The sequence below is a fragment of the Methylomonas sp. HW2-6 genome, assembly GCF_052474525.1.
The window spans coordinates 1,073,425-1,085,153 of record NZ_CP184124.1 but is presented as its reverse complement, the minus strand read 5'-3'; the positions used below and the strand labels follow the sequence as shown (position 1 = coordinate 1,085,153).

General features: G+C 51.6%; 11 protein-coding genes. 8 read left to right on the top strand and 3 right to left on the bottom strand.

Translation table 11 applies throughout. The annotated features are described in order from the left end of the window. Positions 1-5 precede the first annotated feature (5 nt). The 3 genes from ftsA (at position 6) to lpxC (ending at position 3,446) form a co-directional block, all read left to right on the top strand. Positions 6-1,232 carry a cell division protein FtsA gene (gene ftsA / locus ACH518_RS06005; RefSeq protein WP_054758926.1) on the top strand — a complete coding sequence of 409 codons (1,227 nt, stop codon included), beginning with the start codon at positions 6-8 and terminating at the stop codon, positions 1,230-1,232. A gap of 23 nt (positions 1,233-1,255) precedes the next feature. Beyond that, complete coding sequence (gene ftsZ / locus ACH518_RS06000) at positions 1,256-2,413, top strand: cell division protein FtsZ (protein ID WP_140914085.1); 1,158 nt, start codon at positions 1,256-1,258, stop codon at positions 2,411-2,413. Positions 2,414-2,519: 106 nt separating this feature from the next. Continuing rightward, on the top strand, positions 2,520-3,446 hold the full coding sequence (gene lpxC / locus ACH518_RS05995) for a UDP-3-O-acyl-N-acetylglucosamine deacetylase (RefSeq protein ID WP_140914086.1): 927 nt from the start codon (positions 2,520-2,522) through the stop codon (positions 3,444-3,446). Positions 3,447-3,509: 63 nt separating this feature from the next. Here lpxC and ACH518_RS05990 read toward each other — a convergent pair whose 3' ends face one another. Beyond that, positions 3,510-3,974: a hypothetical protein gene (locus ACH518_RS05990; RefSeq protein ID WP_445372238.1), complete on the bottom strand. Its 465-nt coding sequence runs from the start codon at positions 3,972-3,974 to the stop codon at positions 3,510-3,512. Positions 3,975-4,140: 166 nt separating this feature from the next. On the opposite strand from ACH518_RS05990, the gene ACH518_RS05985 reads away from it, so the two are divergent. Beyond that, positions 4,141-4,611 carry a GtrA family protein gene (locus ACH518_RS05985; protein WP_140914088.1) on the top strand — a complete coding sequence of 157 codons (471 nt, stop codon included), beginning with the start codon at positions 4,141-4,143 and terminating at the stop codon, positions 4,609-4,611. Here the strand turns inward: ACH518_RS05985 and ACH518_RS05980 are convergent. Both ACH518_RS05980 and ACH518_RS05975 read right to left on the bottom strand, forming a co-directional pair. After that, on the bottom strand, positions 4,608-5,333 hold the full coding sequence (locus tag ACH518_RS05980; protein ID WP_445372237.1) for a class I SAM-dependent methyltransferase: 726 nt from the start codon (positions 5,331-5,333) through the stop codon (positions 4,608-4,610). The two genes, ACH518_RS05985 and ACH518_RS05980, sit on opposite strands and share 4 nt — an antisense overlap. Positions 5,334-5,337: 4 nt before the next feature. Then, positions 5,338-6,258 carry a glycosyltransferase family 2 protein gene (locus ACH518_RS05975; protein WP_445372236.1) on the bottom strand — a complete coding sequence of 307 codons (921 nt, stop codon included), beginning with the start codon at positions 6,256-6,258 and terminating at the stop codon, positions 5,338-5,340. A gap of 256 nt (positions 6,259-6,514) precedes the next feature. Between ACH518_RS05975 and ACH518_RS05970 the strand changes: the two genes are divergently transcribed. The 4 genes from ACH518_RS05970 to ACH518_RS05955 all read left to right on the top strand — a co-directional run bounded on the left by ACH518_RS05970 (position 6,515) and on the right by ACH518_RS05955 (position 11,702). Next, on the top strand, positions 6,515-8,242 hold the full coding sequence (locus ACH518_RS05970) for a hypothetical protein (RefSeq protein ID WP_445372235.1): 1,728 nt from the start codon (positions 6,515-6,517) through the stop codon (positions 8,240-8,242). After that, positions 8,239-8,997, top strand: coding sequence for a pentapeptide repeat-containing protein (locus tag ACH518_RS05965; RefSeq protein WP_140914092.1), 759 nt, complete (start codon positions 8,239-8,241; stop codon positions 8,995-8,997). Before ACH518_RS05970 ends, ACH518_RS05965 begins: the two co-directional genes overlap by 4 nt. Positions 8,998-9,009: 12 nt before the next feature. Further along, positions 9,010-10,404: an amino acid permease gene (locus tag ACH518_RS05960; RefSeq protein ID WP_445372234.1), complete on the top strand. Its 1,395-nt coding sequence runs from the start codon at positions 9,010-9,012 to the stop codon at positions 10,402-10,404. Positions 10,405-10,520: 116 nt separating this feature from the next. Continuing rightward, positions 10,521-11,702: a hypothetical protein gene (locus ACH518_RS05955; RefSeq protein WP_445372233.1), complete on the top strand. Its 1,182-nt coding sequence runs from the start codon at positions 10,521-10,523 to the stop codon at positions 11,700-11,702. Positions 11,703-11,729: the final 27 nt, after the last annotated feature.

The following is an 11,729-nucleotide window of genomic DNA, read 5'->3' as shown; positions in this document are numbered from 1 at the left end:
CAACAATGGCCAAAAAGACAGATCGAAATATTTTAGTGGGATTGGACATAGGCACGTCGAAGGTCGCGGCCATCGTCGGCGAATACCGCGGCGGCGACGAAATCGAAGTGATCGGTATCGGCACCGCGCCGTCCAAGGGCTTGAAAAAAGGCATCGTGGTCAATCTGGAATCGACCGTGCATTCGATCCAGCGCGCGGTCGAGGAAGCCGAATTGATGGCCGGTTGCCAGATCAAATCGGTTTTCGCCGGCATCGCCGGCAGCCATATCAAAAGCCTGAATTCGCACGGCATCGTCGCGATCAAGGAAAAGGAAGTCACCCAGCACGACATCGACCGGGTGATCGATTCGGCGCGGGCGGTGGCAATTCCGGCCGATCAGAAAATCCTGCACATCCTGCCGCAGGAGTTTGTGATCGACCAGCAGGAAGGCATCAAGGAACCGATAGGCATGTCCGGCATTCGCCTGGAAGCCAAGGTACACATGGTCACCAGCAGCGTCAGCGCCGAACAAAACATCGTCAAATGCATCCGCAAATGCGGTCTGGACGTCGACGACATCGTGCTGGAGCAATTGGCTTCGTGTTCGGCGGTATTGACCGACGACGAGAAGGATCTGGGCGTGTGCCTGATCGACATCGGTGGCGGCACCACCGATCTGGCGATCTTTTCGGAAGGCGCGATCAAGCACACAGCGGTGATTCCGATTGCCGGCGATCAGGTCACCAACGATATCGCGGTCGCGTTACGGACGCCGACCAAAAACGCCGAGGACATCAAGCGCCAGTATGCCTGCGCCTTGACCCAATTGGCCGATCCGCAACAAACCATCAACGTGCCGAGCATCGGCGACCGCGAGCCGCGCAAAATCTCGGCGCAAAACCTGGCCGAGATCGTCGAGCCGCGTTACGAGGAGTTGATGCTGTTGGTGCAAGCAGAATTGAGAAGAAGTGGATATGAAGATCTGATCGCCGCCGGCATGGTAATCACCGGCGGCAGCTCCCAAGTGAAGGGATTGGTCGAATTGGCGGAGGAAATTTTCCACATGCCGGTTCGGATGGGCGTACCGCTGCACGTGTCGGGATTGACCGATGTGGCGGAAAACCCGATTTATTCGACCGCGGTCGGTCTGTTGCTTTACGGCAAGGATCATCACGGCCGGGCGTTAGGCATAAACGATGACGGCGCCGATCTGTTATCGAAAATAAAAAGCTGGTTTCAAGGTAATTTTTAATCTTTTGTCTGGAGGGCGTGAATATGAAATATGAATTATTGGATAGCAGCGGCAGTGCTGTGATTAAAGTGATCGGCGTCGGCGGCGGCGGCGGCAATGCGGTCAACCACATGGCAGCCGACGGTATCGACGGCGTCCAGTTTATCTGCGCCAACACCGATGCCCAGGCCCTGCGGGAAATGAACGTCGAATCCATCGTCCAACTGGGTGTAGAGCTGACCAAAGGCTTGGGCGCCGGCACCCGGCCGGAAATCGGTAGGGCCGCGGCCGAAGAAAACCGCGACCGCATCCGCGAAGTCATCTCTGGCGCCGACATGGTATTCCTGACCGCCGGCATGGGTGGCGGTACCGGTACCGGCGCGATTGCGGTGTTCGCCGAAGTCGCCAAAGAGTTGGGCGTACTGACCGTTGCCGTGGTATCCAAACCTTTCGACTTCGAAGGTTCCAAGAAAAAAGGCGTGGCCGACGCCGGCTTGCGCGAACTGGAAAAACTGGTCGATTCCTTGATCATCATTCCTAACCAAAAACTGCTGCCGACTCTGGGCAACAACAAATCACTGGTCGAAGCCTTCCGCGCTGCCAACGACGTATTGCGCGATGCGGTTCAGGGCATCACCGAGCTGATTACCCATCCGGGCCTGATGAACGTCGACTTTGCCGACGTCCGTACCGTGATGTCCAACATGGGTAGCGCGATCATGGGTACCGGCGTCGCCAGCGGCGAAAACCGGGCCCGTTTGGCGGCGGAAAAAGCCATTGCCTGCCCGCTGCTGGACGACAACAATCTGCAAGGCGCGCGCGGCATCCTGGTTAACGTCACCTCCAACGGCGACCTGGGCCTGAACGAGTTCGACGAAATCGGCAGCATCATGCACGCGTTCGCTTCCGAAGACGCCGACATGAAAATCGGCATGGCGGTTAATCCGACCTTGGGTAACGAAATCAAAGTCACCGTGGTTGCGACCGGCATGGGCGATAAAGCCAAACACGCCGCTCCGATCAGTCTGGTGAAAAAGGTCGCGGCCGGCGAAGTCGATTACGGCCAACTGGAAAAACCAACCGTAATCCGCCAGCAAAAGCAGGAATCGACCCGGGAGTCGCGTTTCGGCGCCCAACCGAGAAACGATGTCGATCTGGACTACTTGGACGTACCGGCCTTCTTGCGTCGCCAAGCGGACTAAGCAAGTCCGCCGCTTAGCGCTTCAGGCGGCCCACCAAGTTCGGGGGGAGCTATCGCCCAATCTGTGATAGACTCCCCCGCCTTGTTTTACATATTGTCGGCATTTCATGATTAAACAGCGTACTTTGAAGAACACGATCAGAGCCACCGGCGTCGGCTTGCATACCGGCGACAAAGTCTATCTGACTCTGCACCCGTCCGAGCCGGACACCGGCATCCGCTTCCGCCGCGTCGATTTGGAAGCGCCGGTCATGATTTCCGCGCGTCCCGAAAATGTCGGCGAGACCAAACTATCCACCACGTTGGTACGCGACGGCGTCAAGGTTTCCACGGTAGAGCATTTACTGTCGGCTCTGGCCGGACTGGGCATCGATAATGCGATCGTCGATGTCAGCGCCGCCGAAGTACCGATCATGGACGGCAGCGCCGGGCCTTTTGTATTTTTACTGCAGTCGGCCGGCGTCGTCGAACAAGACGCGCCCAAGCAATATATCCGGATCAAACGCGAAGTCCGGGTCGAGGATGGCGACAAATGGGCGGCTTTTCTGCCGTTCGAAGGCTTTAAAGTCACTTTCACGATCGATTTCGAACATCCGGCTTTTTCCGAGCATTTGAAAACCGCGGTGATGGATTTCTCGACGACGACTTTCGTCAAGGAAGTGGCCCGAGCCCGCACCTTCGGCTTTATGAAAGACATCGAGTTTTTGCGGGAAAATAATCTGGCGCTGGGCGGCAGCCTGGATAACGCCATCGTGGTCGACGACGACAAGGTGCTGAACGAAGACGGTCTGCGTTACGCCGACGAATTCGTCAAACACAAGATTCTCGATGCGATCGGCGACCTGTATCTGCTGGGCCACAGCCTGATCGGCGAATATCAGGGCTTCAAATCCGGCCACGCGCTAAATAATAAATTGTTATTGACGCTACTGAACGAAACCGACGCCTGGGAAAAGGTCACCTTCGAAAACGCCGAGGACGCGCCGATTTCCTTCTTGCATTCGGCTCAGTCTTCCGCACGGGCCACGGGCTGATAACGCGCCGACTCAATCTTGACGCTGCCTGGTTCTAGTTCGTCCGGGCAGCGCCTCCATCAACTAGCCTTCCTGCGTCCTCCGCCGCAAAGTATCGCCCAAACGCTTCAACGCTACTGCCAACGCGTCATCGCCGGTAGCGCTGTCAACACTCCGGCAAAGTACTTCGATGGCCTCCGCCGAAGGCAACCTTGGCTTGCGGGGCGCCGCAGATGCGCCGACAGCCGCGGTCACGATTCGAACCTGCAGTTTGACCAAGCCCATCTCGCCGGCGTCATGCAACTTTTCCAGAATGTTCCGCGCAAAAAAACGAATTTGCGATGCCCAATTCGCGGAGTCGCTGTAGAGCAGAATCGCCGAATCCGAGGCAACGCAATGCAAAACGTGTTTCGACAGATCATCCGGTAATCCGGCTCGAACGATTGCCAACAATTCCCGTTGCTTGGCAATGTTGCTTAGGCATAAACTAATCTGATTTTTATTAAAATCCGCTGCAGGTTTAAAACCGAATATTTTGGGTTTATTCATAATTGGCTCAAACTTATCTGCGACAATACGGCAATCAGTTTGCACCAACACCGCAGTTACAATATTTTACCTTTCTGTCTGTTGAGATAGGTGCAAACATTTTCGACATATCAATCAGCCACCTGTCGATCAGGTATAGAAAAAAGACCCCGGTTAACTGTTAGCTATGCGTAAAACCAAAAAGCAAAAAAAACATCACCGAGTCAAAGGGAAACCGCGTTATATTGCAGTCCCAACCAAATCCGGAAATCCATCAAGCCAAACCCGATGGCAAATTTTAAAATTTGCCATCGTCGGCGGTTTAGCAACAGCAACGCATGCGGGTATATTTGCCTTTGTTATTGAAACGCAGTTAGCCCAAGCCCTAGAAGCTAACTTTATCGCCTTTGCCGTCGCCTTTTTAATATCCTTTTTAGGCCAATACCACTGGACCTTTCGAAATAGCAGCGATACGCATTGGTCCAAAAAGATGACCAAGTTTTTGATCGTCGCATTGATTGGATTGGGCCTAAATACTGCGGGAGTGCTGGTTATCGTCGAGCGGTTGTTATTACCTTATCATTACGCCATATTATTTATGGTAACAGTAGTTCCGGTGACGACTTTCATTATCAACAAAAAATGGGCTTTTTCCTAACTCACTTTCTTTGCCAAACAAAAAGCAGACAACCCTGCACCTCTATTGATCAAAAATAAAGTCTTGGCTTCCACCTGATGAATCATTATCAATAAACTATTGACAATATTACTTGCCTTAGTCAAATCGCTTTTCGCCTGATTTTTATTCGTCCTGCCTCGCCATCTACTAAATATTCGAATTGCGGCTACAATAGGAAATAGCAACCCAAAAAAATACCGACCTTTTACTACATGTAGCCCTGCATTCTTTACAAGCGATTCTAATTCCCCTAAAGAATAGCGTCGCTTATGCTCCAAGAAAACGTCATGGCCCGACCATAGCAAATTAAACGCCGGCACAGAAATTAAAACATGCCCACCCACAGGCATTCTATCAACATAATATTTTAAAAACTCTCGATCGTTCTCAACGTGTTCAATAACGTCAATCATTAATACGACATCCTCATCGACAGAATTGATTGTCTTAACAAAAACGATATCCTTACCCTGATAAAGCTCGCGCCTTTCATCATCGACATATGCAGTATCGACGCAACGCGCAGCCGACCCAGCGTCGATCAACAACAATTTCGAAAAAATTCCGGATCCTGCACCAACATCAAGAATTCTTTTAAAAACAATATCCGCCAATAATCCTTGAATGGCTTTCAGTTTGGACAAGTAATACCAATGCGTATAAACAGCATCGCCTAATATTGACTCTTCTTTAACGTCCACAGCCTCATTTCCTGATAACTTTGTTAACAAAGTATAAGGGCCTACGCTTGGACTCAGAAAAGGCTCTCGCCAGATACTCCCCCAATACCCCGATAAATATTAATTGCACTCCGCCGAGAAATAAAATCGTCACAATTAATGACGGATAGCCTGCAACCGGATTACCATACAAAATAGTATTTATAATAATATAAACTCCGTAACAAAATGCCGCAAATGCTACAGCTACGCCAACATAACTAGCTACCTTAAGCGGAACCTCTGTAAACGAAGTAATCCCTTCCAACGCGAAATTCCATAGCTTCCAATAATTCCATTTTGTTTCGCCGGCATAGCGCGGATCACGCCGATACTCTACCGCAACAGAGGAATAACCGATCCAAGCGTACAAGCCTTTCATGAAACGATTCCGCTCAGGCAATTGTTTCAACGAATCGACCGCGCGCCGGCTCAATAACCGAAAATCTCCGGTATCGGCAGGAATATCGATATTAGTCATTCTTCGAATAAACCGGTAAAACAGATACGAAGTCGTTTTCTTGATTACCGACTCGCCGTCTCGGCTAATTCTCCGTGCATAAACATTATCGAAGCCACTATTCCATTGCTTCAACAACTCCGGGATTAACTCAGGCGGATCCTGTAAATCTGCATCGATAATAATCACTGCATCGCCCCGCGAGAAGTCAATCCCGGCCGAAACAGCAATTTCTTTGCCGAAGTTTCGGCTCAAATCGATAACAACAACTCGCGGATCCGATTCCGACAATCTCTCTAATAACTGCAGAGTGCCATCTCGGCTACCGTCATTGACAAAAATCAACTCGTAGTCCGGAGCGGCGGTTTGTAACACAACCGTCACACGAGCATAAAACTGATCTAGCACTTCCTGCTCGTTATATGCCGGAACAATTATCGATAACATGATGCCACCATTCAATATTTGTTATATTTTATAGCGACTATTTTAACAGCATAGCCGCAAATGTATTTTCGACCCTTATAAAATAAAAACTGCCGCTTCGTATTCCCGCCAGAGCCGAAACAACACACCGATCAATGGTCAAGTATAGGCAATTTCACTAACATCGCCAGTTTCCGGCAGCACCTCCCGGCGCCGCCTTACCAGCCTAAAATTATTGATATACAATACGATTACCTTGAGAGTCACAGGAAAAACCATGAAAAACGGTCTGACGGCTAGTTTGCATATTCGCCCCAATCTACGGGACTTTTTCTACATATACCTGCCGTTGCTGCTATTAAGCACAATTATCGTATTGAATCTGACAGCATTTATCGATTCGATAAGATTCTACCCGAGTAACGACAGCTACTACGAAGAAGCTCAAAATTTCATCAAGGGCCACGGCTTAACCAGAACGCCTTGGGCGGCGAACAACTACACCGTGGATTACGAACCAACCATATATCAACCGCCAGGCTACGGAATACTAATTTATCTGGTTACACAATTCGGTCTACCACCCACCGACGCCGACCTGTGGATTTCTCGGATTTGCTGGATATTAACGCCCTCTGCCCTTGTCTTTCTCCTACGGCCGCTAATCGGTCTGACGTTTTCGATTCTATCCGCAGCAATAATCGCAAGCGCCCCCAGCTTTTATTTATTCAGCCCAGGCCCATTTACTGAGCCGGTTTATAGCTTGCTGATCTTGATTTCCCTGGGCGTAACAACTAGAAGCCTACAATATGAAGATAAGCATAAAAGTTTAAAATTATTTGTTTTGTCCGGATTTATCGCCGGCATTGCCTATGCCATCAGAAACGTTGGCTTGGCGTATTTTTTATCTTTTTTTTCGGCACTACTAGTACTAGGAGCATTAAGACAGGAAAGCCCGAAAAAGATTGCCAAAATTTTCGGATTTTTTCTATTGGGCTTGACCCCTATCGTAATAGCCTTACTCTGGAGGAATATTAGTCTATTTGGCGAAGCACTACCCTACAAAGTCAATCAAGGTTACTTTTCAACGCCGCTGATTTCGTTACGCGTTTTAATTGAAGCTATCCTACTTGACCTGAGTGGCTCGCGGGACATATCGATGTTGTCGTGGGATTTTTTGCGCTTAATTTCAATCGGGCTTCCGCTGGCAACTCTATTCGCTTACTTTTGTTGGAAACACCGGCATAGCTACAATTTAACCGAAAAGTTCTTTATTTTATTCGCGCTGCTATTGCTCACATCTTCGAGCGGAATGCTAGTCATTGCCCATACTTACCACGGCCTGGACCCGGGAGATCTGATCCGCCACGTATATCCTTTTAGCTGGATATTTTTCCCCCTGTTTTTAGTTGCGTTTCGGGTCAAAAATCAAGGCCCATATTACAAAGCCGTCGGTGTCGCTATTGGCACCATCATTATTGCCGGCCACTTATATTTTATTAAATCCGACATCGAAAAAACCGAAGACATTCTGAACAGCCTCAACCAGTCTACAGACATTGTTGCCGCGGCGCAGCCAGTTACCGGAAAATATAAAATACTATCGAACGAAATTATCTTTAAAATTAGCCGAGATCCTATTATCCAGAACACCGTATCCGCTCTTCCGGGAGATGCCTTATTAATATCGAATGTCGGCGGTGCTTTACGCCGAGTGACCGGCCGTCCGGTCAGAACCCTGGACTTTAACGCCAGAAATTTGGATAAGAGCTTAATGGATGTTATAGAAATGTCTAACTCGGTTACAACGGTTAGACCATTTTATTTTATAGCGCTACCTAGCAACGATATCGCCAGAGCGCCTGTTAGTATCGATTGGCAGCAGAAAATGGCGGAAATACTTGTTCCGCACGGTTTTTCAATTGCGGAGCAGCACGCCAATATCATCGTATTTTCCAAACCCAAGCAGCCTAACTCCCTTGCAAATGGCCAGGAGACTTTATGAACTTCCCAATCAAAGCGGTGCTTTTTGCAATCCCAATTGCAATGGGCCCGATACCAACCCTAGCCGCCGAACTTAATCGAGCCCAAGTCGAACAACTGCTCGCAAAAGCCGACAAGCAGCACCCAGCCGACCTGCGACGAAAGGATCTGACCGATCTGGACTTATCCAACCTGGATTTTCGCAACGCCGACTTGTGGGGAGCGGATCTTAGGCGCTCGAATTTGAATAAATCTAATCTGCAAGGCCTGACGCTGGACCTGACGGTGATGACCCGCATCCAGCTAAGCGGCGCCAATCTGGCCAATACCAGCATTTTCGGGGTCAGTCTGATGCACGCCGACCTCAGCAAGGCCGACATGAGCGGCAGCCGGGTGGTGGCGATCATGGATGGCGCCAACCTGAGCAATGCCAATCTCAGCAACGTACAGTGGGCTGCCGACATGAAAAACCAATCGATGGGTCTGATGCGCGCCAGCTTGAAGGGTGCCAACCTAAGCGGAGCCAATTTACGCAACGCTCAACTCGGCCGAGCCATGCTGAAACACGCCAAATTGGTGAAAGCCAATTTGCAGAACGCCGACCTGTATTCCGCCGAAATGGACGGTGCCGATATGAGCGGAGCCGACCTCAGCAACGCCAACTTCTCGGAAGCGAAATTGCACGATGCAATTTTTACCGGCGCGAATTTGCAAGGCACCCGCTTCGACGGCGCCAAGAATCTGCCCGACTCCGTCACATCCGCCCAAACTAAATAACCGAGACCGCTCATGCAAATTCCCAAGCAACTGCTGCAACGCAAATCGGTCGACGCATTGACCGATGTCGAGCACGGCCTGAAACAAACCCTGACCGCCAAAGACTTGACCATCCTCGGCATCGGCGCCGTCATCGGAGCCGGCATCTTCGTGCTGACCGGCATCGCCGCCGCCAAATATGCCGGCCCGGCCATCGTCGTCTCGTTTATTTTGGCCGGTATCGCCTGCGGTCTGGCAGCGATGTGTTACAGCGAATTGGCGGCGATGATCCCGGTGTCCGGCAGCGCTTACAGCTACGCCTACGCCACGATGGGCGAACTGATGGCCTGGATTATCGGCTGGGACTTGATCCTGGAATACGCGCTAGCCAGCAGCACCGTAGCGATCGGCTGGGCCGGCTACTTGACCAGCTTCTTCGACGCGTTAGGCGTGCATCTACCCACCTATCTCACCACGGCTTATCTGGCCAATCCCGAAACCGGCTTCGTTAACCTGCCCGCCGCCGCAATCATCCTGCTGCTGACCGGATTATTGGTGCTCGGCATCCGCCAATCCGCGATCTTCAATTTCGTCATGGTATTGATCAAATCGGCGGTGATCGTGATCTTCATCGTCGCCGGCGCCGGCCACGTCGATACCACGAATTGGTCGAATTTCACACCGTTCGGCTTCGGCGGCGTGTTGACCGGAGCCGGCGTGATTTTTTTCGCTTACATTGGTTTCGATGCGGTATCCACCGCCGCCCAGGAAGCCATCAACCCGCAACGAGACGTACCGATCGGCATCATCGGCTCGCTGGCGGTCTGCACCTTGTTGTACATTCTGGTCGCCGGCGTATTGACCGGCATCATTTCCTATACCGAACTCAATGTCCCGGCACCGATCGCACTGGCGGTCGACCACGTCGGCATGGGCTGGCTGTCGCCGATCATCAAAATCGCCGCCATCGCCGGCCTGACCTCGGTGATGCTGGTATTGCTGATGGGCCAAAGCCGGATTTTCTTTTCGATGGCCAAAGACCAACTACTGCCGCCGTTGTTCGCCCAAGTCCACCCCAAGTTTCAAACCCCGCATTTATCAACCATCCTGGTCGGCGTCGCCGTATCTTTGCTGGCCGGCTTCATGCCGATCGAGAAACTTGGCGAACTGGTCAGCATCGGCACCTTGTTCGCCTTCGTCCTGGTCTGCGGCGGTGTCTGGATCTTGCGTAACAGCCACCCGGAAATGGAACGCCATTTCAAATGCCCGGCCGTGCCCTATGTGCCAATTGGCGGGATTTTAGTGTGCTTGAGCTTGATGGCGGGCTTGCCGATGGATACCTGGATCAGGTTATTGATTTGGCTGCTGCTAGGGTTTTTGATTTATTTTGGGTATGGGGTGAAGCATAGTCAGCTGCGGTCTTACTAACTTTATTTGGGCTGAATGGCTTACAACTATTCCGTTCGCCCTGAGTTACTTGTTAGGCCTTGGATTCCATCTCTCAAGCTTGCCGACACGGAACAGCCAGACTTTAGGAGCACGCATTGCCAGTTACTCGTACTTTGGGGCCATTACACTTTGAAGACCTCGAGCCGAAGCGCTTCGAAGATCTAGTGCGACAGTTAGTGTATGACTTCAAGCGTTGGCGCCGCCTAGAAGCAACCGGCCGCGCTGGCTCCGACGATGGTTTTGACGCCCGGGGCTTCGAGATTACGCAGGACGATGAGCCTAATGAAACAGACGAACAGATGGTGGTCACGGGCAGCACCGATCGCCTATGGCTGATTCAATGCAAGAGGGAGCGGACGATTTCTCCTGCCAAACTGAAGGGCTACCTGAACGACACAAAGCTAGCCTCCGACGAAAGACTGCATGGGATCGTGTTCACTGCAGCATGCGACTTCTCCAAGCGCGCACGCGACACCTTCCGTGCGCGGTGCGAAGAACTTGGCATCGAGGAGTGGCATCTCTGGGGCAAAGCAGAACTCGAAGACCTCCTGTTCCAACCCAGAAACGATTCCCTGCTCTTTGCATACTTCGGAGTCTCACTAGCAATCCGCCGCAGGAGTCAGAAGACTGAGTTGCGTGCCCGGCTGGCCATTAAGCGCAAAGCTCATCGAGTGCTAGAGACTCACAGTCACCAACAAGTCCTGCTCCGCGCGCCAGATGCACTCGACTATCCGTATAGCGATCTGATACCGGACTTTGAGCGGAAACCGCCATGGATCATGGCAAGCTACAAAAGGCTCAGCCACTCCGGGCTCTTGTTCACGGTCAGGCGGCACTTCGCGTACCTTAACGATGACCGCACTGCCTGGGATGCTGCCTTTGTGCTTGATGACGCTCGTCCGCACCACGACCCTTGGCGAGGTAACCCTGACAACTGGCAGTTGCGACAGGAGATCTACTCATTCTGGAACGAAATTCCCAAAACGAACCAAGCGTGGTTTGAGTTGGAAGCACTCATCCCTTTTGAAGCCATTCTGGAAATTGACGAACTTGGGGATGAGTATGTTAGGGAGCCACATATCTATGTCCCTTTCAATCCGCTGACCGGGCCATATTCCGACTACTCGGCTTCGGTAACCAGCGTAGATCAATACATCGGTGGTGAGTACTATCCAACTAGTCGCGATGACGGACGAGAAAGCAAGTTTGCCGAAGTATGGCGCACAGACGGGCTTTGGGGACCGTACGCTGGCAAGCCTCGCAGCCCCGAAGCATAATATCTCGTTCCCACGCGCCGCGTGGGA

Bases quoted from the DNA above. Each gene is read 5' to 3' on its own strand.
- ACH518_RS05960 (WP_445372234.1), top strand. From the start codon at position 9,010: ATGCAAATTCCCAAGCAACTGCTGCAACGCAAATCGGTCGACGCATTG.
- ACH518_RS05975 (WP_445372236.1), bottom strand. From the start codon at position 6,258: ATGTTATCGATAATTGTTCCGGCATATAACGAGCAGGAAGTGCTAGAT.
- lpxC (WP_140914086.1), top strand. From the start codon at position 2,520: ATGATTAAACAGCGTACTTTGAAGAACACGATCAGAGCCACCGGCGTC.
- ACH518_RS05965 (WP_140914092.1), top strand. From the start codon at position 8,239: ATGAACTTCCCAATCAAAGCGGTGCTTTTTGCAATCCCAATTGCAATG.
- ftsZ (WP_140914085.1), top strand. From the start codon at position 1,256: ATGAAATATGAATTATTGGATAGCAGCGGCAGTGCTGTGATTAAAGTG.
- ACH518_RS05970 (WP_445372235.1), top strand. From the start codon at position 6,515: ATGAAAAACGGTCTGACGGCTAGTTTGCATATTCGCCCCAATCTACGG.
- ftsA (WP_054758926.1), top strand. From the start codon at position 6: ATGGCCAAAAAGACAGATCGAAATATTTTAGTGGGATTGGACATAGGC.
- ACH518_RS05985 (WP_140914088.1), top strand. From the start codon at position 4,141: ATGCGTAAAACCAAAAAGCAAAAAAAACATCACCGAGTCAAAGGGAAA.
- ACH518_RS05990 (WP_445372238.1), bottom strand. From the start codon at position 3,974: ATGAATAAACCCAAAATATTCGGTTTTAAACCTGCAGCGGATTTTAAT.